This is a genomic window from Enterobacter sp. Taxon_8, assembly GCF_058354585.1.
Window position 1 is genome coordinate 3,774,632 of sequence record NZ_CM177989.1, and the last position, 26,090, is coordinate 3,800,721.

At 54.5% G+C, this 26,090-nt stretch carries 23 protein-coding genes; 7 read left to right on the forward strand and 16 right to left on the reverse strand.

Translation table 11 applies throughout. From position 1 onward, the window contains the following. The 16 genes from AC4IBF_RS17970 to leuO form a co-directional block, all read right to left on the reverse strand. On the reverse strand, nt 1-921 hold the full coding sequence (locus tag AC4IBF_RS17970) for a D-alanine--D-alanine ligase (protein ID WP_458727200.1): 921 nt from the start codon (nt 919-921) through the stop codon (nt 1-3). Then, nucleotides 914-2,389: a UDP-N-acetylmuramate--L-alanine ligase gene (gene murC, locus AC4IBF_RS17975; RefSeq protein WP_115876437.1), complete on the reverse strand. Its 1,476-nt coding sequence runs from the start codon at nt 2,387-2,389 to the stop codon at nt 914-916. Before murC ends, AC4IBF_RS17970 begins: the two co-directional genes overlap by 8 nt. 56 nt (nt 2,390-2,445) lie before the next feature. Further along, nucleotides 2,446-3,510 carry an undecaprenyldiphospho-muramoylpentapeptide beta-N-acetylglucosaminyltransferase gene (murG, locus tag AC4IBF_RS17980; protein WP_127729610.1) on the reverse strand — a complete coding sequence of 355 codons (1,065 nt, stop codon included), beginning with the start codon at nt 3,508-3,510 and terminating at the stop codon, nt 2,446-2,448. Beyond that, complete coding sequence (gene ftsW / locus AC4IBF_RS17985) at nt 3,507-4,751, reverse strand: cell division protein FtsW (RefSeq protein ID WP_115876438.1); 1,245 nt, start codon at nt 4,749-4,751, stop codon at nt 3,507-3,509. The genes murG and ftsW overlap by 4 nt, the downstream gene beginning before the upstream one ends. Further along, nucleotides 4,751-6,067, reverse strand: a complete 1,317-nt coding sequence (gene murD, locus AC4IBF_RS17990; RefSeq protein WP_491462995.1) for a UDP-N-acetylmuramoyl-L-alanine--D-glutamate ligase — start codon at nt 6,065-6,067, stop codon at nt 4,751-4,753. The genes ftsW and murD overlap by 1 nt, the downstream gene beginning before the upstream one ends. Before the next feature lie 2 nt (nt 6,068-6,069). After that, entirely contained in the window at nt 6,070-7,152 is a 1,083-nt protein-coding gene (gene mraY, locus AC4IBF_RS17995; RefSeq protein WP_008501985.1) for a phospho-N-acetylmuramoyl-pentapeptide-transferase, read from the reverse strand. Continuing rightward, a complete protein-coding gene (gene murF, locus AC4IBF_RS18000) occupies nt 7,146-8,504 on the reverse strand; it encodes a UDP-N-acetylmuramoyl-tripeptide--D-alanyl-D-alanine ligase (RefSeq protein WP_136195613.1) in 1,359 nt (452 codons plus the stop codon). The genes mraY and murF overlap by 7 nt, the downstream gene beginning before the upstream one ends. After that, complete coding sequence (murE, locus tag AC4IBF_RS18005) at nt 8,501-9,988, reverse strand: UDP-N-acetylmuramoyl-L-alanyl-D-glutamate--2,6-diaminopimelate ligase (RefSeq protein WP_048979011.1); 1,488 nt, start codon at nt 9,986-9,988, stop codon at nt 8,501-8,503. Before murE ends, murF begins: the two co-directional genes overlap by 4 nt. Then, nucleotides 9,975-11,741: a peptidoglycan glycosyltransferase FtsI gene (locus AC4IBF_RS18010; RefSeq protein WP_111964042.1), complete on the reverse strand. Its 1,767-nt coding sequence runs from the start codon at nt 11,739-11,741 to the stop codon at nt 9,975-9,977. The genes murE and AC4IBF_RS18010 overlap by 14 nt, the downstream gene beginning before the upstream one ends. A gap of 15 nt (nt 11,742-11,756) precedes the next feature. Beyond that, nucleotides 11,757-12,122 carry a cell division protein FtsL gene (gene ftsL / locus AC4IBF_RS18015; protein WP_008501989.1) on the reverse strand — a complete coding sequence of 122 codons (366 nt, stop codon included), beginning with the start codon at nt 12,120-12,122 and terminating at the stop codon, nt 11,757-11,759. Beyond that, nucleotides 12,119-13,060: a 16S rRNA (cytosine(1402)-N(4))-methyltransferase RsmH gene (rsmH, locus tag AC4IBF_RS18020; RefSeq protein WP_021240527.1), complete on the reverse strand. Its 942-nt coding sequence runs from the start codon at nt 13,058-13,060 to the stop codon at nt 12,119-12,121. The genes ftsL and rsmH overlap by 4 nt, the downstream gene beginning before the upstream one ends. 2 nt (nt 13,061-13,062) lie before the next feature. Continuing rightward, on the reverse strand, nt 13,063-13,521 hold the full coding sequence (mraZ, locus tag AC4IBF_RS18025) for a division/cell wall cluster transcriptional repressor MraZ (protein WP_021240528.1): 459 nt from the start codon (nt 13,519-13,521) through the stop codon (nt 13,063-13,065). A gap of 599 nt (nt 13,522-14,120) precedes the next feature. Next, nucleotides 14,121-15,128, reverse strand: coding sequence for a catabolite repressor/activator (gene cra, locus AC4IBF_RS18030; protein ID WP_008501993.1), 1,008 nt, complete (start codon nt 15,126-15,128; stop codon nt 14,121-14,123). A gap of 179 nt (nt 15,129-15,307) precedes the next feature. Next, nucleotides 15,308-15,799, reverse strand: a complete 492-nt coding sequence (ilvN, locus tag AC4IBF_RS18035; protein WP_045907792.1) for an acetolactate synthase small subunit — start codon at nt 15,797-15,799, stop codon at nt 15,308-15,310. 1 nt (nt 15,800) lies between these two features. Continuing rightward, complete coding sequence (ilvI, locus tag AC4IBF_RS18040; RefSeq protein ID WP_115876442.1) at nt 15,801-17,525, reverse strand: acetolactate synthase 3 large subunit; 1,725 nt, start codon at nt 17,523-17,525, stop codon at nt 15,801-15,803. A 380-nt stretch (nt 17,526-17,905) separates the two neighbouring features. Then, a complete protein-coding gene (leuO, locus tag AC4IBF_RS18045; protein ID WP_269473895.1) occupies nt 17,906-18,868 on the reverse strand; it encodes a transcriptional regulator LeuO in 963 nt (320 codons plus the stop codon). Nucleotides 18,869-19,456: 588 nt separating this feature from the next. On the opposite strand from leuO, the gene leuL reads away from it, so the two are divergent. The 7 genes from leuL (at nt 19,457) to AC4IBF_RS18080 (ending at nt 26,056) form a co-directional block, all read left to right on the forward strand. Next, entirely contained in the window at nt 19,457-19,543 is an 87-nt protein-coding gene (gene leuL / locus AC4IBF_RS18050) for a leu operon leader peptide (RefSeq protein WP_071786497.1), read from the forward strand. 91 nt (nt 19,544-19,634) lie between these two features. Continuing rightward, nucleotides 19,635-21,206 carry a 2-isopropylmalate synthase gene (gene leuA / locus AC4IBF_RS18055; protein ID WP_133293776.1) on the forward strand — a complete coding sequence of 524 codons (1,572 nt, stop codon included), beginning with the start codon at nt 19,635-19,637 and terminating at the stop codon, nt 21,204-21,206. Further along, nucleotides 21,206-22,297, forward strand: coding sequence for a 3-isopropylmalate dehydrogenase (leuB, locus tag AC4IBF_RS18060; protein WP_115876446.1), 1,092 nt, complete (start codon nt 21,206-21,208; stop codon nt 22,295-22,297). Before leuA ends, leuB begins: the two co-directional genes overlap by 1 nt. Nucleotides 22,298-22,299: 2 nt before the next feature. Continuing rightward, nucleotides 22,300-23,700 (forward strand): 3-isopropylmalate dehydratase large subunit, encoded by a 1,401-nt coding sequence (gene leuC, locus AC4IBF_RS18065; RefSeq protein ID WP_115876447.1) that lies wholly within the window; start codon nt 22,300-22,302, stop codon nt 23,698-23,700. Between the two features lie 10 nt (nt 23,701-23,710). Next, on the forward strand, nt 23,711-24,316 hold the full coding sequence (gene leuD / locus AC4IBF_RS18070) for a 3-isopropylmalate dehydratase small subunit (RefSeq protein WP_029741219.1): 606 nt from the start codon (nt 23,711-23,713) through the stop codon (nt 24,314-24,316). Nucleotides 24,317-24,478: 162 nt separating this feature from the next. Next, nucleotides 24,479-25,369, forward strand: coding sequence for a cation diffusion facilitator family transporter (locus tag AC4IBF_RS18075; RefSeq protein ID WP_491462996.1), 891 nt, complete (start codon nt 24,479-24,481; stop codon nt 25,367-25,369). A gap of 105 nt (nt 25,370-25,474) precedes the next feature. After that, on the forward strand, nt 25,475-26,056 hold the full coding sequence (locus AC4IBF_RS18080) for a cytochrome b/b6 domain-containing protein (RefSeq protein WP_133293772.1): 582 nt from the start codon (nt 25,475-25,477) through the stop codon (nt 26,054-26,056). Nucleotides 26,057-26,090 lie beyond the last annotated feature (34 nt).

Here is a 26,090-nt window from a genome sequence, read left to right on the forward strand (position 1 = left end):
TCAGCCCGCCTGGTCCAGAATGCGTACGACTAACTGCGAGAAACTCATCCCCGCCTGACGCGCGGCCATCGGCACAAGGCTGTGGCTCGTCATACCCGGAGAGGTGTTGGCTTCCAGCAGATAAAATTGTCCATCTTTGTCTTGCATCACATCGATGCGTCCCCAGCCCTGGCAACCCAGAACATGCCAGGCTTTAAGCACCAGGGACTGTAAATCGGCTTCACGCTCAGCTTCAAGACCACTTGGGCAGAAATATTGCGTCTCATCAGAGAGATACTTCGCCTCATAATCATAGAAGACTCCGGCGGGTTGGATACGGATTGACGGTAAAATTTCTTCGCCAAGCATCGCGACGGTAAATTCCGGCCCGCTAAGCCATTTTTCAATCAGAACTTCTTCATCATGTTGAAATGCCAGTGCTAAAGCGGACGAAAGATCTTCAGCTTTGTCGACTTTGGACATTCCCACGCTGGAGCCTTCCCGGCTGGGCTTTACAATAACCGGTAAGCCCAGTTCAGCAATGCGTGCATTAACGCTATCCGAAAGGCCCAATTCAAATTCGCGACGCGTCAGCGCTACCCATGGCGCAACAGGAAATCCCGCGCCCTGCCACAGCAGCTTGCTGCGCAGTTTGTCCATTGAGATAGCGGAAGCCATCACGCCGCTGCCGGTGTACGGCAGGCCGATCAGATCAAGAAGCCCCTGCAGGGTTCCGTCTTCACCACCACGACCATGCAAAGCGATAAAGACTTTATCGAAGCCCATGGCTTTTAATTGCGTCACGTCGACCTCTTTTGGGTCGACCAGGTGCGCGTTGACGCCCCCCTCCCGCAGGCCCGCCAGCACAGCCGCGCCGGAATTCAGGGAAACCTCGCGTTCAGCAGAGGTGCCGCCAGACAGGACAGCAATCTTATCAGCCATGATGCTCATCCTCCTGGGTTTGCGGCTTCAGTTTGATTTCAGCTAAGGTACGGGCGATTTTGCCGATATTTCCCGCGCCCTGAATCAGAATCAAATCGTTACCCGTCAGGACCGGTGCCAGAATTTCCGCCACCTGCGCAGGGTCAGAAACCAGAATAGGGTCAACCTTACCGCGTCCACGGATTGTACGGCACAGGGAGCGGCTGTCAGCCCCTGGAATCGGCGTCTCGCCTGCGGCGTATACGTCCAGCATTAACAGGGTGTCTACCTGTGACAGGACGCTGGCGAAATCGTCATACAGATCGCGCGTACGCGTGAAGCGGTGCGGCTGGAAGATCATCACCAGATTTTTGTCAGGCCAGCCCGCGCGTGCGGCTTTAATGGTGGCGTCCACTTCGGTCGGATGGTGGCCGTAGTCGTCCACCAGCATCGCCGAACCGGCTTTACCGTTCACTGCATCCAGCGGGAATTCACCGAGGAAGTCGAAACGGCGACCGGTGCCCTGGAAGCTTTCCAGCGCGCGCAGAATCGCATCATCATCAATGCCTTCTTCCGTCGCGACGGCCACTGCCGCTGCGGCATTGAGGGCGTTATGGCGCCCTGGTGCATTCAGCGTGACGTGCAGCAGCTCTTTGTCCTGACGCGCCAGCGTGAAGTGTCCCTGCGCGCCAATCTGTTTGTACTCCTCCACGCGAACGTCAGCGTCTTCGCTGAAGCCGTAGGTGGTGATTTGACGACCCACGCGCGGCAGCAGCTCGCGGATCACCGGATCGTCTACGCACATTACCGCACGTCCATAGAACGGCAGGTTGTGCAGGAAATTGATGAAGGTCTGCTTTAAGTTCTCGAAGTCACCCTGGTATGTATCCATATGGTCAGCTTCGATGTTAGTGACAATCGCCACCATCGGCTGCAGGTGCAGGAACGACGCGTCGCTCTCATCCGCTTCAGCAATCAGATAACGACTGTGGCCCAGACGTGCATGCACGCCTGCGGCTTTGACCAGACCGCCGTTGACGAACGTCGGATCGAGCCCCGCTTCCGCATAAATACTGGAAACCATCGCCGTGGTCGTGGTTTTACCGTGGGTCCCGGCAATGGCGATGCCGTGACGAAAACGCATCAGTTCCGCCAGCATTTCTGCACGGCGGATCACCGGAATGCGCGCTTCGTGCGCAGCAACGATTTCAGGGTTGTCAGAGGAGATGGCGCTTGAGACCACCACCACGCTCGCATCGCGCACGTTTTCCGGACGATGGTTGAAATAGATAGTCGCCCCAAGCGACGCCAGCTGCTGCGTAACAGGGTTTGGCGCCAGGTCAGACCCGCTGATCTGATAGCCTTCGTTAGCTAACACTTCGGCAATACCGCCCATGCCAGCACCACCGATGCCAACAAAGTGAATGTGCCGGACGCGACGCATCTCGGGCACGATTGAACGCAGTTTTGCCAGTTGTTGTGTATTCATTCTCTAAACGCCATCGACTACTTAAAATTCGTGCAGCGCAACACGCGCTGCGAGGGTTAAGCCTGGGCTGCCAGGCTCACTTCTTTTGCCACCCGTTCCGTCGCATCAGGGATAGCGGCCGCGCGCGCGCGTTGTGCCATCTCCAGCAGTGCGTCTCTGTTCCAGCCCGCCAGGGTGGTGGCGACCGCGTCGGCGGTAAATTGTGGCTGCTCAAAAATTTTCGCGGCACCGGCTTTCTCAAGCGGCAGCGCATTCCAGTACTGCTGTCTGTCTTTGTGCTGGAACGGCACAAACAGGGCCGGCAGACCCGCGGCGGCGATCTCACTCACCGTCAGCGCGCCTGAGCGACAGACCACGACATCGGCCCAGGCATACGCTGCCGCCATGTCGTCGATAAACTCTGTGACTTTATGCTGCGGCTGACCTTCGTCTGCGTAAGCCTGCTCAACGGTCTGCTGAGCGCCTTTACCGCTCTGGTGCCAGATGGTCACGGTATCGCCCAGCTTTGCAGCTACCTGCGGCATCGTCTGGTTTAAGATACGCGCGCCCTGAGAGCCGCCGACGACCAGCACACGAACCGGCCCCTCACGGCCCGTCAGGCGAGCGTCCGGCAGCGGCAGCGCCAGCACGTCGACACGCACCGGATTACCCACTACGTCCGCTTTTGGGAACGCGCCGGGAAACGCCTGCATGACTTTAGTGGCGATTTTCGCTAGCCATTTGTTAGTCAGACCGGCAATACCGTTCTGTTCATGCAGCACAACGGGAATGCCTAACGACCATGCCGCCAGCCCGCCAGGACCCGAGACATAGCCCCCCATGCCCAGCACCACATCGGGCTTAAAGCGCTTCATAATGGTGCGCGCCTGACGCCAGGCGTTAAAAATACTCACCGGTGCCAGCAGCATTGCCTTGAGGCCTTTGCCCCGAAGGCCGGAAATACGAATAAAGTCGATCTCGATACCGTGTTTCGGTACCAGGTCGGCCTCCATGCGGTCTGCGGTTCCCAGCCAGCGTACCTGCCAGCCCTGATCCATTAAATGGTGCGCAACCGCAAGCCCCGGGAACACGTGTCCGCCGGTACCGCCAGCCATCACCATTAACCGCTTCGGTTGATTCATCGTGAACCTCGTGTAAACGCCTGGGCTTTTTCCAGACGCGTTTCATAATCTATGCGCAACAACAGCATGATGGCCGTCGACATAATCAACAGACTGGAACCACCATAACTGATCAACGGCAACGTCAGACCTTTGGTCGGCAGCATACCCGCTGCGGCCCCGACGTTAACCAATGCCTGGAAGCTAAACCAGATACCAATTGAGCAGGCCAGGAAGCCTGAGAAGCGGTGATCGATCTCCAGCGCTTTCCGGCCGATGGACATGGCGCGGAAAGCGACGAAGAATACCATTAATAGCGCTAATACCACACCGATATAACCCAGTTCTTCCGCAATAATGGAGAAGATGAAGTCAGTATGCGCTTCCGGTAAATACTCGAGTTTCTGTACCGAGTTCCCCAGCCCCTGTCCCCAAACTTCACCGCGACCAAAGGCCATCAGCGACTGCGTCAGCTGATAACCGCTGCCGAACGGATCTTCCCAGGGGTTCCAGAACGAGGTCACACGGCGAATACGGTAAGGCTCGGCGAGGATCAGCAGCACAACCGCCGAAATCCCCATCCCGATAATAGCGATGAACTGCCACAGCTTCGCGCCCGCCAGGAACAGCATGGCCAGGGTGGTAACGAACAGCACGACAACGGTACCGAGGTCAGGCTGCGCCAGCAGTAATACCGCCAGCACCAGAATCACGCCCATCGGTTTTAAGAAGCCGCGCAGGTTGTTACGCACCTCATCTACCTTACGCACCAGGTAGTTAGCCAGGTAGCAGAACAGGGAGAGCTTGGTAAATTCCGCAGGCTGAATACGCAGCGGACCGAAGGCGATCCAGCGGGATGCCCCGTTAACGGAGCTGCCCACCACCAGTACGATCAGCAGCATAATAATCGACGCGATCAGCATCGCCGTGCTGTGCCGCTGCCAGAACTCCATCGGCAGACGCAAGGTCACCAGCGCCAGACAGAACGCCAGGATGATGTAAAGACCATCACGTTTGGCAAACAGGAAAGGATCGTTCGCCAGACGCTGCCCGACGGGCATTGATGCCGACGTCACCATAATAAAGCCTACCGCCGCCAGCCCCATCGTGAGCCAGAACAGCGTGCGGTCGTACATGATCAGGCTGTCGTTATCTTTTTGACGAGAGCCCATCACCCAGCCTTTGAGCGCCGCAAACAGCCATGCCAGGATCCCAAATCCTGGCAGGCGCGGCATTTTCAGGCGAGGGAGAGATAAACGCATCAGCCTAACTCCTTCGCCAGGCGGGTAAAGACATCACCACGCTGTTCGAAATTCTTGAATTGATCGAGGCTGGCACAGGCCGGAGAGAGCAGCACCATATCGCCTGGCTTCACGCGAGGGGCAATCAGCCGCATCGCCTGTTCCATGGTTTCAGTTTGCTCGGCAACCTCAGGGCGCAGTTCAGCAAGCTCGCTGCCGTCACGGCCGAAGCAGTACAGGCGGATGTTATCGCCGGAGAGATACGGCTTCAGGGACGAGAAATCAGCAGACTTACCGTCGCCGCCCAGCAGCAGATGCAGGGTGCCGTCAACGTGCAGCCCGTTGAGCGCGGCCTCCGTGCTGCCCACGTTGGTGGCTTTGGAGTCGTTGATCCAGCGCACGCCGTTGTGCTCCAGCGCCAGCTGGAAACGGTGCGCCAGACCTGAAAACGTGGTTAACGCTTTCAGGCTGGAGGAGCGCGGCAGCCCTACAGCATCCGCCAGCGCCAGCGCCGCCAGGGCATTGGTGTAGTTGTGCTGACCTGAGAGCTTCATCTCTTTCACGTTCAGCACTTTCTCACCCTTCACGCGCAGCCAGGTTTCGCCCAGCTGACGATTCAGGTGGTAATCGCCCATCGTGATACCGAAGCTAATACAGCGATCGTCTGCGCCACGCACCGGCATGGTTAGCGCGTCATCGGCGTTAACAACGCAGACTTTGGCATTTTCATAAACGCGGAGCTTGGCGGCACGGTACTGCTGAAGACCAAATGGATACCTGTCCATATGATCTTCAGTCACGTTGAGGATCGTCGCAGCCGCAGCATGCAGGCTGGAAGTCGTTTCCAGCTGGAAGCTGGAGAGTTCCAGCACGAACAGCTCACAGCCTTTGTCCAGCAGCATCAGAGCAGGTAAACCAATGTTACCGCCAACGCCGACGTTCATGCCTGCCGCTTTCGCCATTTCACCCACCAGAGTGGTGACGGTGCTTTTACCGTTAGAACCGGTAATCGCGATAACGGGCGCCTGCACTTCACGGCAGAACAGCTCGATATCGCCGACAATTTCCACACCCGCATCCGCGGCAGCGCTCAGCGAAGGATGCGCCAGCGCCATACCTGGGCTTGCGACAATCAGATCGGCTGCCAGCAGCCAGTCATCATTCAGACCACCAAGGTGGCGTTCAACCTGTTCCGGCAGTTTGTCCAGACCCGGCGGAGAGACACGCGTATCCATTACGCGCGGCGTCACGCCGCGCGCGAGGAAAAAGTCCACGCAGGAAAGGCCCGTGAGGCCTAACCCGATGATAACGACTTTTTTGCCCTGGTAATCTGCCATGATTAACGTACCTTCAGCGTTGCCAGGCCAATCAGCACCAGCATCAGCGAAATAATCCAGAAGCGCACAATAACGCGCGGCTCCGGCCAGCCTTTCAGTTCATAGTGGTGGTGAATCGGCGCCATACGGAAGATGCGCTGACCGCGCAGCTTGAAGGAACCGACCTGCAAAATCACCGACAGGGTTTCAACCACAAACACGCCGCCCATGATCACCAGCAGGAACTCCTGACGCAGCAGTACGGCGATAATGCCCAGCGCGCCGCCTAACGCCAGTGAACCGACGTCACCCATAAAGACCTGAGCCGGATAGGTGTTGAACCACAGGAAGCCCAGCCCCGCGCCAACAATCGCCGTACAGACGATCACCAGCTCACCCGCATGGCGCAGATAAGGAATGTGCAGGTAGTTCGCAAAGTTCATGTTACCGGTCGCCCACGCCACCAGCGCGAAACCGGCCGCCACAAAGACGGTTGGCATAATGGCCAGGCCATCCAGACCGTCGGTCAGGTTAACGGCATTACCGGTGCCGACAATCACAAAGTAGGCCAGCAGAATGTAGAACAGCCCCAACTGCGGCATCACGTCTTTGAAGAACGGCACAACCAGCTCGGTGGCCGGTGTGTCTTTGCCTGCCAGATACAGCGCGAAGGCTACGCCAAGCGCGATCACCGACATCCAGAAATATTTCCAGCGCGCGATCAGGCCCTTAGTATCTTTACGAACGACTTTGCGGTAATCATCAACAAAACCGATGATCCCATAACCCACCAGTACCGTCAGAACGCACCAGACGTACGGGTTGGAGGGATACGCCCACAGCAGCACGGAAACGACGATGGCGGTCAGGATCATGATCCCGCCCATGGTCGGGGTACCGCGTTTGCTGAAGTGCGATTCCGGACCGTCGTTACGCACAACCTGGCCGAAAGAGAGTTTTTGCAGACGGGCAATCATGCGCGGGCCCATCCACAACGAGATGAACAGCGCAGTCAGCAGGCTGACGATGGCGCGAAACGTCAGATACGAAAAGACGTTAAAGCCTGAATAATATTTGACCAAATGTTCGGCCAGCCAAACTAACATGTCCCGTTCTCCTGTAATGCGTGCACAACCTGTTCCATGGCGGCACTACGTGAACCTTTCACTAACACTGTCACAATTTGTTTTTCTGTAATTAATGCCTTAAGGCGCTCGATCAACGCGGTTTTATCGGCAAAATGCTCGCCAACGCCGCTGGCCTGGCTAATCGCCTGGCTCAGTTTTCCTGCGCTCAGTACACAGTCCAGCCCCGCAGCTTTCGCCGCTTCGCCAACCTGGGTATGACAGGCTTCGCTTTCGTCGCCCAGCTCTGCCATGTCGCCAACCACCATGATGCGGTAGCCCGGCATTTCTGATAACACCTGCACCGCCGCCGTCATTGAACCAACGTTCGCGTTGTAGGAGTCATCCAGCAGCAGTTTGTTTTCCGAAAGCTGAATCGGGAACAGACGACCCGGCACGGCTTTCAGGTTCGCCAGCCCGGCTTTGATCGCCTCATGTGTAGCGCCCACCGCCGTTGACAGCGCCGCCGCCGCAAGGGCATTGGCGATGTTATGGCGACCCGGCAGCGGCAGCAGAACCTCCACGCCCCCCGTTGGGGTCGTGAGGGTGAACTCGGTGCCGTGGGACGTCACATGGATATTGGTCGCCGTAAAATCACTGTTGGCCGCATTTGGCGAGAAGCGCCAGGTTTTACGCGAGCCAATGATGCTCTGCCAGTTCAGCCAGTCGTTGTTATCGGCGTTCAGAATAGCGATACCGTTATCCGGCAGGCCGGTATAAATCTCACCTTTCGCTTTCGCCACGCCTTCCAGCGAGCCAAAACCTTCCAGGTGCGCAGCCGCGAGGTTATTCACCAGCGCCGCTTCCGGGCGAGTCAGGCTCACGGTCCAGGCGATTTCGCCCTGGTGGTTTGCTCCTAACTCGATCACCGCATAGTCATGCTCTTTGGTCAGGCGAAGCAATGTCATCGGCACGCCGATATCATTATTGAGGTTGCCCGCGGTATAAAGCGTATTACCGCACTGGCCGAGGATCGCCGCCGTCATCTCTTTCACTGACGTTTTGCCTGAGGATCCGGTCAGCGCGACGACGCGAGCAGGCACCTGCTGACGCACCCAGGCAGCCAGCTCACCGAACGCGAGGCGCGTATCTTTCACTACAATTTGCGGCAGATCGATATCGAGCTTGCGGCTGACCAGCAGCGCACCGGCGCCGTTCTCTTTGGCCTGCTCAGCAAAATCATGCGCGTCAAAACGTTCGCCTTTCAGCGCCACAAACAGACAGCCTGCAGTGATTTTGCGGGTGTCCGTCGTTACGGCATCAATGGTCAGGTCTTGCCCGTGCAGGTCGCCCTTCAGGATTGCAGCGGCCTGACGTAACGTGATGCTAATCATGCCACGACTCCCAGCAGGCGTGCTGCCGTTACGCGGTCCGAGTAGTCCAGACGGCGATTGCCAACGATCTGATAATCTTCATGCCCTTTGCCCGCTAACAGGACAACATCATTCTCCTGCGCCTGCATAATGGTATTGGTCACGGCTTCCGCACGGCCTTCCACCACGCGAGCACGGCCCGCGTCCAGCATGCCCGCCAGAATGTCATTGATGATGGCGCGCGGCTCTTCCGTACGCGGGTTGTCATCGGTTACTACCGGAATATCTGCGAACTGCTCGGCAATAGCCCCCATCAGCGGGCGTTTGCCTTTATCGCGATCGCCGCCGCAGCCAAACACGCACCAGAGCTTCCCGGCGCAGTGCAGGCGCGCCGCTTCGAGCGCTTTTTCCAGCGCATCCGGCGTGTGGGCATAATCAACCACAACGGTCGGTTTGCCCGGCGCGCTGAACACTTCCATACGGCCGCAAACCGGCTGCAGACGCGCTGAGGTTTTCAGCAGTTCAGCCATCGGATAACCCAGCGCCAGCAGCGTCGCCAGCGCCAGCAGCAGGTTGCTGACGTTGAACGCGCCCATCAGGCGGCTTTCAATTTCGCCTTCACCCCAGGAAGAGGCAAAGCGGATTGTCGCCCCGCTGTCGTGGTAATTCACCTCAACCGCCTTCAGCCAGCGGCCGTGGCAGTTCGGATTGATATGGTCTTCCATCGACACCGCAACCGCATCCGGCAGCTTCGCCAGCCAGCGGCGGCCCACTTCGTCGTCGGCGTTGATGATGGCTTGTCCGTAATGGTGAGTGGAGAACAGCAGCCATTTCGCGGCTTCGTAATGCTCCATATCACCATGATAATCAAGATGATCGCGACTCAGGTTAGTAAACACTGAAGCGGCAAATTTCAGCGCCGCAACCCGATGCTGTACCAGGCCGTGCGAAGAGACCTCCATCGCAGCAAAGGTTGCCCCCTGCCCAGCCAGACCTGCAAGCACATGCTGTACGTCTACCGCCGAGCCGGTGGTGTTTTCCGTCGGGCTCACTTTGCCCAGCAGGCCGTTACCTACGGTACCCATCACTGCACCGGTTTCACCCAACAGCTGGGCCCACTGCGCCATCAGCTGCGTGGTAGTGGTTTTACCGTTCGTGCCCGTCACGCCGACCAGACGCAGCTGGTCGGAAGGTTCGTGATAAAAACGTCCCGCCAGCGCGGAGAGACGCTCGTTTAACTGGCTGAGATAGATAACCGGCACCCCGTGCATTTCACGGATCTCACCGTCGGTTGCCTCATCTTTGGCCTCAGCAATAATGGCAGCCACACCTTGCGCAATCGCCTGCGGGATATAACGACGCCCGTCCGCCTGATGACCGACCACCGCCACAAAAAGATCGCCAGAAGCAGCCACGCGGCTGTCCAGTACCATCTCTCGCAGTGCTCGCTCCGGTGCATTTGGCACCCACGGAGCGAGAAGGTCGCGCAAATTACGATCTGCCACCTGTACCCTCGCCTTGATTAATTACAAATTCACTTTTTTCGCCCGTCGCCAGCGCATCCGGTTCAATGTTCATGGTGCGTAACACACCGCCCATGATAGCCCCGAACACAGGCGCGGAGACGGCGCCGCCGTAGTATTTACCCGCCTGTGGATCGTTTATTACGACCACCAGCGCAAAACGCGGATTGCTTGCAGGCGCAACGCCTGCGGTATAGGCAATATATTTGTTGATGTAGCGGCCGTCTGGCCCCACCTTTTTCGCTGTACCGGTCTTGATGGCAATGCGATAGCCTTTGATCGCCGCCTTCACGCCGCCGCCGCCAGGCAGCGCCACGCTTTCCATCATGTGCACCACGGTACGAACGACAGATTCCGGGAAGATACGCTCGCCCGGAACCGGTGGATCAACTTTAGTAATCGACAGCGGACGATAGACGCCATAGCTGCCAATCGTTGCATAGACTCGCGCTAGCTGTAACGGAGTTACCATTAGCCCGTAGCCGAAAGAGAAGGTGGCCCTCTCTATGTCAGACCACCGTTGTTTTTGAGGATATAAGCCACTGCGTTCTCCGACCAACCCCAAATTGGTCGCCTTTCCAAGTCCAAAACGTGAGTAAGTCTCTACTAACGCTGAGGACGGCATCGCTAACGCCAGCTTTGAAACGCCGACGTTACTCGACTTCTGTAATACCCCGGTCAGGGTCAATTCGCTGTAGCGCGCCACGTCTTTGATTTCGTGACCGTTAATTCGGTATGGAATGGTATTCAGTACGGTGTTTTCGTTGACGATACCGCGCTGAAGTGCAGTCATGACCACCATCGGCTTAACCGTCGAACCCGGTTCGAACACGTCGGTGATGGTACGGTTACGCATAACATCCTTCTGCGTGCCGGTAAGATTATTAGGGTTGTAGGACGGGCTATTGGCCATCGCCAGCACTTCACCCGTGCTGACATCAACTAACACAGCACTGCCCGATTCCGCTTTGTTGAAGGCCACGGCATTGTTCAGTTCGCGGTAAACCAGCGCCTGTAATCGCTCATCAATACTCAGCGCAAGGTTGTGTGCGGCCTGGCTGTCCGTTGAGGAAATATCCTCGATCACGCGACCATAGCGGTCTTTACGCACAATGCGCTCGCCGGGCTGGCCGGTAAGCCATTTATCAAAGCTTTTTTCAACGCCTTCAATCCCCTGGCTATCGACGTTAGTAAAGCCAATGAGGTGAGCAGTCACTTCGCCGGATGGATAGTAACGACGGGATTCTTCACGCAGATGGATCCCCGGCAGCTTCAATTTTTTGATGTAGTCCGCCATGTCAGGGTTCACCTGACGTGCCAGATAGATAAAGCGCCCTCTCGGGTTCGTATTCACGCGTGAAGCTAACTGGTCCAACGGCATCTTCAGCGCATCCGCAAGGGCCTTCCAGCGGTTATCAAGTGTGATACCGCCAGCATCATGCAATTCTTTAGGATCGGCCCAAATCGCCTTCACCGGCACGCTCACCGCTAGCGGACGACCCGAGCGATCGGTAATCATCCCACGGGATGTCGACACTTCCTGAACGCGCAGGGAACGCATGTCACCCTGGCGTACCAGCATGTCAGGAGCGATGATTTGTAGCCAGGCCACGCGTCCAAGCAGAAAACCCAGAGCGAGTAAAATGCAGCCGCAAAGCAACGCAAAACGCCAACTGATAAAGTTGGCCTGTTCTTCCTGACGTTTTGGTTTTAGCGTTTTTGCCGCTGCTTTCATGCGTCGCGTTTTCCCTTATTTTTGTACTACGATATTTTCCTGCGAAGGATCAACATGCTGCAATTGCAGCTTTTCCGTTGCGATCCGTTCAACCCGGCTGTGATCGCCGAGCGCGTTTTCTTCAAGGATCAGATTTCGCCATTCAATATCCAGCGCATCGCGTTCCAGTACCATCTGCTCGCGTTGCGCAGTCAATAAACGTGTATGGTGGGCGGTGGTCACCACCGTAACTGCCGTGACAATGATGCAAATGAACAGACAGAGTGGCAGTTTCCCAAACCGCAAAAGATCGTCGCCGATCACGCCAGGCAAGGCATGGCGCTCGTTGCTTCCTAACGAATCCTTAACTTTGCTTAGGGTCTCTGTCACTCTGCCGATCATGCGTTCGTCCTCTCTGCAACACGCAGCACTGAACTACGGGCGCGTGGATTCTCTGCCACTTCTTCTTCGCCCGGCATCAACTTGCCTAATGCTCGCAACTGACGGCCACCCAGCTTCCTGAGTTGTTCTTCCGTCATCGGCAGCCCCGCTGGCACCTGTGGACCGCGGCTTTGTTCACGCATAAAGCGTTTCACAATACGGTCTTCCAGCGAATGGAAGCTGATGATGGATAACCGCCCCCCCGGGGCCAGCACGTCGAGCGAGCTTTTTAGCGCCAGCTCTATTTCCTCCAGTTCACTGTTTACCCAGATGCGAACCGCCTGGAAGGTACGGGTCGCGGGATGTTTGTGCTTATCCTTCACCGGTGTCGCCGCCGCGATCACTTCGGCCAACTCTTTGGTGCGGGTCATTGGTTCAATGCGATTACGCTCAACGATGGCGCGCGCGATTCGTTTGCCAAAGCGCTCTTCGCCAAACGTTTTGATGACCCATGCAATATCGGCTTCGTCAGCGGTCTGTAACCACTCAGCGGCAGACTGACCGCGCGTCGGATCCATCCGCATATCTAGCGGACCATCACGCATAAAGGAGAAACCACGTTCGGCATCATCAAGTTGGGGTGAAGAGACGCCAAGATCGAGGAGAATCCCGTCGATCTTGCCCGTCAGGCCGCGCTCAGCAACATAATCTGCGAGCGCAGAGAAAGGTCCATGCACGATGGAAAAGCGTGGGTCATTGATGGTCTGTGCAACCGCAATTGCCTGCGGATCGCGATCGATTGCCAGCAGACGTCCTTCCTCTCCAAGCTGGGAGAGAATCAAACGCGAGTGACCACCGCGACCAAACGTGCCATCAATGTAGATGCCATCCGGACGAATATTCAGACCGTTTACGGCCTCGTCCAGTAACACCGTTTTGTGTTTATAATTTTCCATCATATTTATAGAGACAAGTCCTGCAGCCGTTCCGATAATGTCGCGGAATCAGACTGCTCAGCGTCGATATCTTCCTTGACCTGTTGATACCAGGTCGTTTCATCCCACAGTTCAAATTTGTTGAACTGCCCGACCAGCATCACTTCTTTGGTCAGACCGGCATGTTGCCGTAACACAGGGGCAATCAGTAACCGCCCTGCGTTATCCATCTGACATTCACTGGCATGTCCCAATAACAGCCGCTGCACGCGGCGTTCCTGCGGGTTCATGCTCGACAGTCGCGACAGCTTTTGCTCAATAATTTCCCATTCAGGCAAGGGGTAAAGCAGCAGGCAGGGGGAGTTAATGTCAATGGTGCAAACCATTTGACCCGCAGCGTTCTCGATCAGCTGGTCGCGATATCGGGTTGGTACCGATAAACGCCCTTTGCTGTCGAGATTGACTAACGTTGCTCCACGGAACATGCCAGTCTCACCCCTCCTCACCACTTTAACCCACAAATTCCCACCTAAAGGAGTTTACGGAGCGAGGGAAAAGCTTGTCAAGCCAGGACTCTCCCTGTAAGGACTCGAACGCCCTCTATTTACAGAGATAAACAGTCCTGGTTAATAACTGCACAACTGGCGAGGCAAAATTAACGTTATGAATATTTGTAAGAAAAAAACCGAATATGCACACTAGCGTTAAAGCTCACTCAATATCATCGCAGATAAATATAAAGTGTCAGTTTGCGACGCGGGCAGCATTTTATGACAGATTCTCAGGGGATAACAGCGCCAGATTCACTCTGGCACCGGGTAAGCGCGGCAGTTGCCACGTAAGCAGCTACAGGAGGAGGAAAAACGTCTGAATATTCATCGGCCGAATAGGGTTTGTAACAAAATAATACAAAGATAGCTGTTTAAAATCGCTGAGATGTTCTTTAAAGGACAATTTAAAAGCCAAAATGAATTAAGAAAAATTGGCGATTATCATCTCACAAGAATTATCCTAATTTCTCTCCGGGAATTATCCGGACGATTTATCGCAGCAAAATGGGGCAGACTTTCCCGCCCCGGTCATTTCATTTTTGGCGGCTTAAAATTCCGCGATGATAGAGATTACGTTTGATACGCGTCAGGCCCGGCTTCGGTTTGCGCGGCTCATCCAGGCTTGCCAGCACAATCTCCAGCACGCGTTCAGCCACATCACGGTGACGCTGTGCTACCGCCAGCACCGGACACTGAAGGAAGTCGAGCAGCTCGTTATCCCCAAACGTGGCAATCGCCAGGTCAGAGGGAAGTTTACCTTCACGGCGTAAGGTTACATCCATGACACCCTGCAACAGCGCAAACGACGTGGTGAATAGCGCCTGCGGCATCGGGTGTGTCTCCAGCCATTTTTCGAACAGCTGCGCTGCGGCTTCACGCTCGTAACTGTTGGCATAGAGGTAGTGAACCTCGCGCGGATCGTCTTTCCAGGCGGTTCTGAACCCCTGCTCACGCAGGAAGCTAACGGAAAGCTCGGGCAGCGCGCCAAGATACAGCACAGTTTCAGCGGGGAAAGTTCGCAGCTCTGCGGCCAGCATTTCTGCATCGTCCTGATCCGCACCCACGACGCTGGTGAAATGCTCGCGATCGAGCGCACGATCCAGCGCAACGATTGGGAACGGGTCGTTCGCCCAGCGCTGGTAGAACGGATGTTCTGGCGGTAGGGAGGTCGAAACAATAATGGCATCCACCTGGCGCTGGAGAAGATGTTCAATGCAGCGCATCTCGTTGTCGGGCTGATCTTCAGAGCAGGCAATCAGCAATTGATAACCGCGCTGGCGCGCCTGACGTTCGAGATAGTTGGCGATACGGGTATAGCTGGTGTTTTCCAGGTCAGGGATCACCAGACCAATAGAGCGGGTGCGCCCGGCGCGCAGACCGGCTGCGACAGCATTCGGATGGTAGTTATGCTCACGAACCACCGCCATAACTTTTTCAACGGTCTTGTCGCTGACACGGTACTGCTTTGCTTTACCGTTAATCACATAGCTGGCCGTTGTTCGTGACACGCCGGCTAGCCGGGCGATTTCATCCAGTTTCACAATTGCCCCTTAAAAAAAGAAAAGAGTCCATGGCCCTGTCAAGGTTATGGTTAAATCTTTTAACATCTAAACGCAGAAAAGCCTTCGCGGCAACCGCTTTTATCTGCGTTGTCGGCTGATTACGCAAAAAAAAGCCCGGCTTTGGTGACCGGGCAGAAAGAGGCGAACCTTTTTGACAACTAACGCATGATTTTCTCGCCGCGTGACAGACCCACTACACCCGATCTCGCGACCTCGACAATTTTTGCCACATCCCGCACGGACGTCAGGAAAGCATCCAGCTTGTCACTTGTCCCGACCAGCTGAACCGTATAAAGAGAAGGCGTAACGTCGATAATTTGTCCGCGGAAAATATCCGCATTACGTTTAACTTCTTCGCGCCCGTAGCCGCTGGCCTGGATTTTCACCAGCATGACCTCACGTTCAACATAGGCCCCCTGCCCCAGCTCGCTCACGCGCAGCACATCAACCAGCTTATGCAGCTGTTTTTCAATCTGTTCTAGCACTTTGGCATCGCCGACAGTTTGGATCGTCATGCGTGACAGCGTTGGGTCTTCCGTTGGGGCAACGGTCAGGCTTTCAATGTTATAGCCGCGCTGCGCAAAAAGGCCAATGACGCGCGACAGTGCGCCAGACTCATTTTCCAGTAAAACCGATAATATCCGGCGCATATCAGGTTCTCTCCGTTTTGCTTAACCACATTTCATCCATACCGCCTCCACGAATATGCATCGGATAAACGTGCTCGGTCCCATCAACAATCACATCCATAAAGACGAGGCGGTTGTTTTTAACGTGCTCAAGCGCTTGCGCGAGCTTTGTTTCCAGCTCTGCCGGATCGGTCACCCGCATGCCAACATGGCCGTAAGCTTCAGCAAGGCGAACAAAATCTGGCAGCGATTTCATGTAGGATTGAGAGTGACGGCCAGAGTAGATCATATCCTGCCACTGCTTCACCATACCGAGATACCCGTTATTCAGGTTCAGCACCAGTACCGGCAGTTCATATTGCAGCGCAGTAGACAGCTCCTGAATGTTCATCTGAATACTGCCGTCCCCCGTTACGCAGACGACGGTTTCATTCGGCAGCGCCAGCTTCACGCCCAACGCGGCAGGCAGACCAAAGCCCATTGTTCCTAAACCACCGGAGTTGATCCAGTGTCGCGGTTTATCAAACGGGTAATACAGGGCGGCAAACATCTGATGCTGCCCCACATCTGAGGTTACGTACGCCTCACCTTTCGTCAGGCGCCACACCGCTTCAATGACCGCCTGCGGCTTAATATTTTCACTTTGTGTGTCATATTTCAGGCACTGACGCGCGCGCCACTGTTCAATCTGCTGCCACCAGTCGCGGATCTCATCCAGCGGCTGGGTTGCACTCTCCTGGGCCAGCAGATCCAGCATTTGCTCCAGAACCTGCCGGGCATCACCGACGATAGGCACATCAGCCGATACCGTTTTTGAAATTGACGTTGGATCGATATCAATATGCAGCACGGTGGCGTTAGGGCAGTACTTCGCAAGGTTGTTTGTGGTGCGATCGTCAAAACGCACGCCGACGGCAAAAATCACATCGGAATGATGCATCGTCATGTTGGCTTCATAGGTACCGTGCATACCCAGCATACCCAGCGCCTGACGATGGGTTGCGGGGAACGCCCCCAGTCCCATCAGCGACGACGCCACAGGAAGGTTGAGTTTTTCAACCAACTCGCGAAGCTGGGCTTCACAGGCAGCGTTGATCGCACCGCCTCCGACATAGACCACCGGTTTTTTGGCTGCCAGAAGCGTTTGCAACGCCCGCTTGATCTGCCCTTTGTGCCCCTGCGTTGTTGGGTTATAAGAGCGCATGCTGACCGCTTCCGGCCAGACATAAGGCAGCTTGTTTGCCGGGTTGAGGATATCTTTAGGCAGATCGACCACCACCGGTCCAGGGCGTCCGCTCGCCGCCAGCCAGAAAGCTTTCTTCAGTACGCCGGGAATGTCTTCCGTTTGCTTGACCAGGAAGCTGTGCTTCACAACGGGACGCGAAATCCCGACCATGTCGCACTCCTGAAACGCATCGTAACCGATCAGTGAGGTTGCCACCTGCCCGGAGAGGATCACCAGCGGGATAGAGTCCATATACGCTGTCGCAATGCCGGTAATGGCGTTTGTCGCGCCGGGGCCGGAAGTGACTAACACCACGCCCACTTCACCCGTCGCCCGCGCCAGGCCGTCAGCCATGTGTACCGCCGCCTGCTCGTGACGTACCAGAACATGGTCAATGCCCCCTACCGTGTGCAGCGCATCATAAATATCGAGAACCGCGCCGCCAGGGTAGCCGAACACTTGCTTTACGCCCTGATCGATCAGCGACCGAACGACCATTTCCGCGCCAGACAACATCTCCATGGTTTGCCTCCAGGCATTTTGTTATAGACGGAATGCCGAATTCATTTCCGCACCGTCTTACGATTGGGAGAAACCAATCTTATATTTTACAGAGTGTTCTTTACCTTAACCGCTCGTTATGAGGCAGGCAATTAGCAAACCTGGAGAGATAAACGGTGCGTAAAGCAGAAAAAGCAGCCGTTAACTGAAGATATGGTTAATTCCTCTGGGAATAGAGGATGGGGTGATAAATCATCACTGAAAAGCGCGACAACGCAGGAAATCATCTATTTTTGCGAGCCAGAGAGCAGCCCAAAAAAAAGAACAACAGAACAAAATATCAATTATCTAAAAAAAACCAGGATAAATCACATAATCCGATGCAATTTATCCTGATGCGTTTACCGACGGCAAATGCCCACCAGCAGCTCTTCCATCCACTGATGTCCTTTATCCCGCCCCGCTGCTTCATGCCAGGAAAGATAACAGGTACGGCTATTTAGTTTGAGTGGCAGAGGTAAAATTTGCAGATTTAAAGAGTCAGAAAACTCTTCTGCCAGCCAGCGCGGCGCAATCGCCACCAGCTGTGTCTGTGAGACCACGTTTAATACGCTGACCATAGCCATGCCCTGATAAGCCACGCTTGCCTGTTTATCCGCAGTGTCATACCACGGCAGGCTAAAGGAAGCATATCTGTCGAGTGCAACAACGGCATGCTGCTCGTTATAAACATCGTTTTCGCGCAGCGGAGAATTCAGGCGTGGGTGTCTTTTACTGGCGACCAGAACCATTTCATCTTTAAACAGCGGCACGCAGGAGAATTCCGGACGACGGAACTCTTCATACCCGAGAACGAACTCGATCTCCTGATAGCGTAACTGATGTTCCGTGTTTTGATTCAGGGATGATTTAAAAACAAGATTGATATTTGGTGCGATCTCTTCAACTTTATTATAGATAATTGACGTTAAATAATTATCTAATGGACTACAGACACAAAGATGGAATACGCGCTCGCTGCTTAAGGGTTCAAAGCCCGATCCCGGCAGCTCATTTTGAACCAGTTGCAACGCCTGGCGAATAGATCCGAACAGCTGGAACGCGCGAGCCGTAGGCTGGATACCCCTCCCGTAGCGAACGAATAATTCGTCGTTAAACATGAGCTTAAGCCTGGCAACGGCATTACTCACGGCGGGTTGTGACATCCCCAAGGTTTGGGCCGCTCGGGTGATATTCTGTTCCTGCATGACAGCATCAAACACCGTCAGAAGATTCAGATCCACCGTGCGTAACTGCGGTTTAATCCCATCAGTAGCTTGAGGTTGTTTAATATTATTTTCTGGCACTTCTGACTCCACTGTCACGCTACACTCCCTTTGCCATCGTACGGTAATAATCTCGAAAAATATGATTTATCATGCAAATACGATCAGCGAAAGAGAATTATTTAAAATTCGGAATATATAAAGACTCTATATAAATGAAAATTAATGAGCGCAAATGATATCTTTGACTTTAGGATCTGAATGAAACCATAAACTAAACAAATATACAATTACCATCAGGTTAACGATGACTTAAGTATTATTAAACTGTTAATGCTATCGATCTACAGTTACTTAACATCCTGTTATCTCTTTTCGTTTTTCAACGTTCTGGAATAGATTCACTGCATTTATAACTTAATGATATCCAAACTCTTTAAGCACAAAGCATTCTCTTCAACACATTTCACTCATTTTAAACAATTATATTTATTTGTTTCTGCAACTCTTTTATTAAGTCCAAAATTAGACAATTAGTCGGGCTACGAAAGCTAAAACCAGCACAATTAGCTAAAGTTAATAACCTGTTGATTCCGTCTCTCGGGCCCGTTTTCATCTTCAGGGGTTGACATGAACAGCCGTATCCAGTACCACTAAAAGCATATTGAATTTAACGGAGCACGATTCATGACACGCACCATTCGTTTCACCGGTCTACTACTACTAAACGCATCCACTGTGCGCGGTAGACTGGCGGGCGAAATTCAGCGTTGAATCGTCACCAGTAAGACTAAAAACCCGCGCCACTGCGCGGGTTTTTTTATGCTCGTAGCAAGGCGCCCTAAGACTGACAAGGACCTAACCCATGAGCCAGCAAGTCATTATTTTCGATACTACTTTACGTGACGGTGAACAGGCATTACAGGCAAGCCTGAGTGTTAAAGAGAAACTGCAGATCGCGCTGGCTCTCGAACGTATGGGTGTCGACGTGATGGAGGTCGGTTTCCCTGTCTCGTCTCCGGGTGATTTCGAATCCGTCCAGACTATCGCCCGCACCATTAAAAACAGCCGCGTGTGTGCCCTGGCGCGCTGCGTAGAGAAAGATATCGACGTTGCCGCCGAGTCATTGAAGGTGGCCGAAGCGTTCCGTATCCACACCTTTATTGCGACCTCGCCCATGCACATCGCAACCAAGCTGCGCAGCACGCTGGATGAGGTGATTGAGCGCGCGGTTTACATGGTTAAGCGCGCACGCAACTATACCGATGACGTTGAATTCTCCTGTGAAGATGCGGGCCGTACGCCAATCGAAGACCTGGCGCGCGTCGTCGAAGCCGCCATCAATGCTGGTGCCAAAACCATCAACATTCCGGACACCGTCGGCTACACCATGCCGTTTGAGTTCTCCAACATCATCACCGGCCTGTATGACCGCGTACCAAATATTGATAAGGCAATTATCTCCGTCCACACCCACGATGATTTGGGTCTGGCCGTGGGTAATGCCATCGCCGCCGTCCACGCCGGGGCGCGTCAGGTTGAAGGCGCGATGAACGGCATCGGCGAACGTGCGGGCAACTGTTCGCTGGAAGAAGTGATCATGGCGATCAAAGTACGCAAAGACATCATGAACGTGCACACCCGCATCAATCACAACGAAATCTGGCGCACCAGCCAGACCGTCAGCCAGATTTGCAACATGCCCATTCCGGCCAACAAAGCGATTGTCGGCACTGGCGCCTTCGCACACTCCTCCGGTATTCACCAGGATGGCGTGCTGAAGAACCGTGAAAACTACGAAATCATGACCCCGGAATCCATTGGTCTGAACCAGGTGCAGTTGAACCTGACCTCCCGTTCAGGCCGTGCGGCGGTTAAGCACCGTATGGAAGAGATGGGTTATAAGGACAGCGATTACAACATGGATCAGCTGTATGACGCGTTCCTGAAGCTGGCCGACAAAAAAGGCCAGGTCTTCGACTACGACCTGGAAGCACTGGCCTTTATCAACAAACAGCAGGAAGAGCCGGAGCACTTCCGTCTGGATTACTTTAACGTGCAGTCCGGCTCCAGCGACATCGCTACCGCCTCGGTCAAGCTGGCCTGCGGAGATGAAATTAAAGCAGAGGCAGCTAACGGTAACGGCCCTGTCGATGCGATTTACCAGGCGATTAATCGCGTCACCGAGTACGACGTTGAGCTGGTCAAATATGACCTGACGGCCAAGGGCCACGGCAAAGATGCGCTGGGTCAGGTGGATATCGTGGTCAATTACAATGGCCGCCGCTTCCATGGCGTGGGCCTGGCGACAGATATCGTTGAATCCTCCGCGAAGGCGATGGTGCATGTTCTGAACAACATCTGGCGCGCCGCCGAAGTCGAAAAAGAGTTGCAACGCAAAGCTCAGAATAAAGAGAACAACAAGGAAACCGTGTAATGTCGAAGAATTACCATATTGCTGTGTTGCCGGGTGACGGTATTGGTCCGGAAGTGATGGCACAGGCGCTGAAAGTACTGGAAGCCGTTCGCGCGCGTTTTGCGATGAAAATCACCACCAGCCACTACGACGTGGGTGGTATTGCGATTGATAACCACGGTACACCGCTGCCGAAAGCGACCGTGGAAGGCTGTGAAAATGCCGATGCCGTGCTGTTTGGTTCCGTCGGTGGCCCGAAATGGGAACACCTGCCGCCAGCAGAGCAGCCAGAGCGCGGCGCGCTGCTGCCGCTGCGTAAACACTTCAAGCTGTTCAGCAACCTGCGTCCGGCGAAGCTGTATCAGGGTCTGGAAGAGTTCTGCCCGCTGCGCGCGGATATCGCCGCCAACGGTTTCGACATTCTGTGCGTGCGTGAACTGACCGGCGGGATCTATTTCGGTCAGCCAAAAGGGCGCGAAGGCAGCGGTCAGCATGAAAAAGCGTTCGACACCGAGGTGTATCACCGTTTCGAAATTGAACGTATCGCCCATATCGCCTTTGAGTCTGCGCGTAAACGTCGCCATAAAGTGACCTCCATTGACAAAGCGAACGTGCTGCAATCTTCCATTCTGTGGCGCGAGATCGTCAGCGAAGTCGCTAAGCAGTACCCGGACGTCACGCTGTCGCACATGTACATCGATAACGCGACCATGCAGCTGATTAAGGATCCGTCCCAGTTTGACGTGCTGCTGTGCTCCAACCTGTTCGGCGATATTCTCTCTGACGAGTGCGCAATGATCACCGGCTCCATGGGAATGCTGCCATCCGCAAGCCTGAATGAAGAAGGCTTTGGTCTGTATGAACCGGCAGGCGGTTCTGCGCCGGATATCGCGGGTAAAAACATCGCTAACCCGATTGCGCAGATCCTCTCCCTGGCCCTGCTGCTGCGCTACAGCCTGGATGCGGACGATGCAGCAACCGCAATTGAACACGCCATTAACCGGGCGTTAGAAGAAGGCGTCCGTACCGGCGATTTAGCACGCGGCACGGCGGCAGTCAGTACCGATGAAATGGGCGACATCATTGCCCGCTATGTCGCTGAAGGGGTGTAATCATGGCTAAAACGTTATATGAAAAGTTGTTTGATGCACACGTTGTTTACGAGGCACCAAACGAAACCCCGCTGCTGTACATTGACCGTCATCTGGTACACGAAGTGACCTCTCCTCAGGCATTTGACGGCCTGCGCGCGCACAAGCGTCCGGTACGTCAGCCGGGTAAAACCTTCGCGACGATGGATCACAACGTTTCCACCCAGACCAAAGACATTAATGCCTCGGGTGAGATGGCGCGTATCCAGATGCAGGAGCTGATTAAGAACTGTAAAGAATTTGGCGTTGAGCTGTACGACCTGAACCATCCTTATCAGGGCATCGTCCACGTGATGGGGCCTGAGCAAGGGATCACCCTGCCGGGCATGACCATCGTCTGCGGTGACTCCCATACCGCAACACACGGCGCGTTTGGCGCTCTGGCGTTCGGGATTGGCACCTCAGAGGTTGAACACGTTCTGGCGACGCAGACCCTGAAGCAGGGCCGTGCCAAAACGATGAAGATTGAAGTGAAGGGCAAAGCGGCACCTGGCATTACCGCGAAAGATATCGTGCTGGCGATTATCGGTAAAACCGGCAGCGCAGGCGGTACAGGCCACGTCGTTGAGTTCTGCGGAGACGCTATCCAGGCGCTGAGCATGGAGGGCCGCATGACCCTGTGCAACATGGCCATTGAGATGGGCGCCAAAGCCGGTCTGGTCGCGCCAGATGAAACGACCTTCAACTATGTGAAGGGCCGTCTGCACGCGCCGAAAGGTCACGATTTTGACGACGCGGTAGCGTACTGGAAAACCCTGAAAACCGACGATGGGGCGACGTTTGATACCGTTGTCACGCTGCAGGCAGAAGAGATTGCGCCGCAGGTGACCTGGGGGACCAACCCGGGTCAGGTGATTTCCGTCAACGACGCCATTCCAGATCCTGCTTCCTTTGCCGATCCGGTCGAGCGCGCCAGTGCGGAAAAAGCGCTGGCCTATATGGGGCTGAAGCCCGGCGTGCCGTTGACCGACGTGACCATTGATAAAGTCTTTATCGGTTCTTGCACTAACTCCCGTATCGAAGATTTGCGCGCGGCGGCAGAGATTGCCAAAGGCCGTAAAGTCGCGCCGGGCGTGCAGGCGCTGGTGGTTCCAGGCTCTGGTCCGGTGAAAGCCCAGGCGGAAGCCGAAGGTCTGGATAAGATCTTTATCGAAGCGGGCTTCGAGTGGCGCCTGCCTGGCTGCTCCATGTGTCTGGCCATGAATAACGATCGCCTGAATCCGGGTGAGCGCTGCGCCTCCACCAGCAACCGTAACTTTGAAGGCCGTCAGGGCCGCGGTGGGCGTACCCATCTGGTCAGCCCGGCAATGGCCGCCGCTGCGGCAGTCACCGGCCATTTCGCCGATATTCGCAGCCTGAAATAAGGAGACAATCATGGCAGAGAAATTTACCCAACATACGGGCCGGGTTGTCCCGCTGGACGCCGCTAACGTCGATACTGACGCTATTATTCCGAAACAATTTCTGCAGAAGGTGACGCGTACCGGCTTTGGCGCGCACCTGTTCAACGACTGGCGTTTCCTGGACGACAAAGGCGAAGTGCCTAATCCGGAATTCGTTCTGAACTTCCCTGAGTACAAAGGCGCCTCCATTTTACTGGCCCGAGAAAACTTTGGCTGCGGCTCATCCCGCGAACACGCCCCGTGGGCGCTCACCGATTACGGCTTCAAAGTGGTCATCGCCCCAAGCTTCGCGGATATTTTTTACGGTAACAGCTTCAACAACCAGCTGCTGCCGGTGACGCTGAGCGATGAACAGGTCGATGAGTTGTTCGCGCTGGTTAAGGCGAATCCGGGTATTTCGTTTGAAGTGGATCTGGAAGCGGAAGTGGTGAAAGCCGGGGATAAAACCTACAGCTTCAGCATTGATGCGTTCCGCCGTCACTGCATGCTGAACGGTCTGGACAGCATAGGTTTAACTCTCCAGCACGAAGCGGCGATTGCCACTTACGAAAACAAACAACCTGCATTTATGAAGTAATCCTCCGGCCTGCAGTGCACTCTGCAGGCCGCGTTTTATCCCAATACCCGCCCTCCTTCTGTAAATATTCCCAAACCCAGCCAATAATGACATTATATTTAACGTCAATTTAATGTTCTCTGCGCAGAATAATCGCTCAATCAGTTGGTAGCGGAAATTATCATGAAAAAGAAAAATGGCAATGAGTCTCATATCCGTTCTCGGGAAATACATAAATGCACATTAGTAAGCGTGATAATAAATATCATACTCACCTGTTTTCAGATAGTTGCAGGAATATTCTCCGGCTCACAGGGATTAATTGCTGATGGGATTCATTCTCTTTCCGATTTATCTTCTGACTTGGTCGTTCTGATTGCGAATAAAAAGAGTCAGAAAGCCTCTGATATCGATCATCATTACGGTCATCTGCGTTTCGAAAACGGTGCAAAGCTCATTATTGGCGCTATTCTGCTGCTCGTGGGGATCGGGATGCTCTGGTCCGCTGGCAATAAACTGCTTAATCCCGAGACGCATCAGGTGGTGAAAGGGGCCGCTTTGTGGGTGGCGATACTGGCGCTGGTGGTGAAGGAAAGTTTGTTCAGATACATGTTTTCCACGGGAAAACGTGTACAGTCCTCGCTGCTGATAGCCAATGCCTGGCATGCCCGTTCTGACGCAGCGTCGTCAGTGGTTGTCGCCATCGGTATTGCCGGGAATTTAGTGGGCTTTCACGCTATGGACCTGATTGCGGCCCTGATTGTCGGAGTGTTCATCGCCCATATGGGTTACAAATTCTCTGCCGATGCCCTGCACGATCTGATGGACCGTTCGCTTGAACCCGAACTGGAGCACGATATCAAAACGTGTCTTCTCTCAACCGAAGGCGTCACCGGACTCCATGATTTAAAAACCCGCAAGATGGGCGATTTAGCCCTTGTCGATGTCCATCTGGAAGTGAACGGCGAATTAAGCGTAAAAGAAGGGCATCAGATTGCCGTCAATGCCAGAAACAACGTGATGCAAAAATTCAATGTGCTGAACGTGATGACGCATATTGATCCTGTCCACTAATCGGAACGCATAAATACAGTGTGACGCTACTCATCGTTAAGGTTTCGTTAATTAATCTGCGTCACACTGCATCGCATCAGCTCTCTCATTATTGAGGTAAAAGCGATGAACCCAACGCTACGTAATACGCTTCCCCATAAAGAAACGCCTTTTCTTCGCGTACTGCACATTCTTGTAGCCATACTGGTGCTGGCCCAAATTATCAATTCTAATTTCACCGAAAGCGAAGCCCTCCACGAATCCGGACTGAACGGAATTGTCACCTGGATCCATGTTATCTCAGGGTTTGGTTTAATTTTTTGTGGTATTGCCATGATGGCATGGATGTTAACCCAGCGCGGATTTAAGTATTACTTCGCCTGGCTGGCGCTGGATTTTCGTGGAATCGTTGAAGATATTCGCACCCTCGCGCAGCGTCAGTTACCTGACGCGCATGCTGGCGGTATGGCGGCAACGGTGCAAGGTCTGGGTGTGCTGGCGCTGCTGGGCGTTGCACTCTGCGGCGCGGCCTGGTTCGTGCTGAACGCCACGCTTGGGCCGGTTTCGTCCGTCACGGAATCCGTCTTAGATTTGCATAAATTCCTGACAGTTTTTATTGAGACATATTTCTGGGCACACGGCTTCATGGGACTCGTTCATATGTACCTGACGCTACGCGCGCAGCGTAAATATCAGTATTCCGAATAAAACGCTTCGCAGAGCCCGGCGCTCCCGGGCTCCG

Bases quoted from the DNA above. Each gene is read 5' to 3' on its own strand.
- AC4IBF_RS18080 (WP_133293772.1), top strand. From the start codon at position 25,475: ATGAACCCAACGCTACGTAATACGCTTCCCCATAAAGAAACGCCTTTT.
- murD (WP_491462995.1), bottom strand. From the start codon at position 6,067: ATGGCAGATTACCAGGGCAAAAAAGTCGTTATCATCGGGTTAGGCCTC.
- leuB (WP_115876446.1), top strand. From the start codon at position 21,206: ATGTCGAAGAATTACCATATTGCTGTGTTGCCGGGTGACGGTATTGGT.
- mraY (WP_008501985.1), bottom strand. From the start codon at position 7,152: ATGTTAGTTTGGCTGGCCGAACATTTGGTCAAATATTATTCAGGCTTT.
- leuL (WP_071786497.1), top strand. From the start codon at position 19,457: ATGACACGCACCATTCGTTTCACCGGTCTACTACTACTAAACGCATCC.
- mraZ (WP_021240528.1), bottom strand. From the start codon at position 13,521: ATGTTCCGTGGAGCAACGTTAGTCAATCTCGACAGCAAAGGGCGTTTA.
- ilvI (WP_115876442.1), bottom strand. From the start codon at position 17,525: ATGGAGATGTTGTCTGGCGCGGAAATGGTCGTTCGGTCGCTGATCGAT.
- leuC (WP_115876447.1), top strand. From the start codon at position 22,300: ATGGCTAAAACGTTATATGAAAAGTTGTTTGATGCACACGTTGTTTAC.
- murG (WP_127729610.1), bottom strand. From the start codon at position 3,510: ATGAATCAACCGAAGCGGTTAATGGTGATGGCTGGCGGTACCGGCGGA.
- AC4IBF_RS18075 (WP_491462996.1), top strand. From the start codon at position 24,479: ATGAAAAAGAAAAATGGCAATGAGTCTCATATCCGTTCTCGGGAAATA.
- ftsL (WP_008501989.1), bottom strand. From the start codon at position 12,122: ATGATCGGCAGAGTGACAGAGACCCTAAGCAAAGTTAAGGATTCGTTA.
- murC (WP_115876437.1), bottom strand. From the start codon at position 2,389: ATGAATACACAACAACTGGCAAAACTGCGTTCAATCGTGCCCGAGATG.
- leuA (WP_133293776.1), top strand. From the start codon at position 19,635: ATGAGCCAGCAAGTCATTATTTTCGATACTACTTTACGTGACGGTGAA.
- leuD (WP_029741219.1), top strand. From the start codon at position 23,711: ATGGCAGAGAAATTTACCCAACATACGGGCCGGGTTGTCCCGCTGGAC.
- ilvN (WP_045907792.1), bottom strand. From the start codon at position 15,799: ATGCGCCGGATATTATCGGTTTTACTGGAAAATGAGTCTGGCGCACTG.
- AC4IBF_RS17970 (WP_458727200.1), bottom strand. From the start codon at position 921: ATGGCTGATAAGATTGCTGTCCTGTCTGGCGGCACCTCTGCTGAACGC.
- ftsW (WP_115876438.1), bottom strand. From the start codon at position 4,751: ATGCGTTTATCTCTCCCTCGCCTGAAAATGCCGCGCCTGCCAGGATTT.
- rsmH (WP_021240527.1), bottom strand. From the start codon at position 13,060: ATGATGGAAAATTATAAACACAAAACGGTGTTACTGGACGAGGCCGTA.
- murF (WP_136195613.1), bottom strand. From the start codon at position 8,504: ATGATTAGCATCACGTTACGTCAGGCCGCTGCAATCCTGAAGGGCGAC.
- AC4IBF_RS18010 (WP_111964042.1), bottom strand. From the start codon at position 11,741: ATGAAAGCAGCGGCAAAAACGCTAAAACCAAAACGTCAGGAAGAACAG.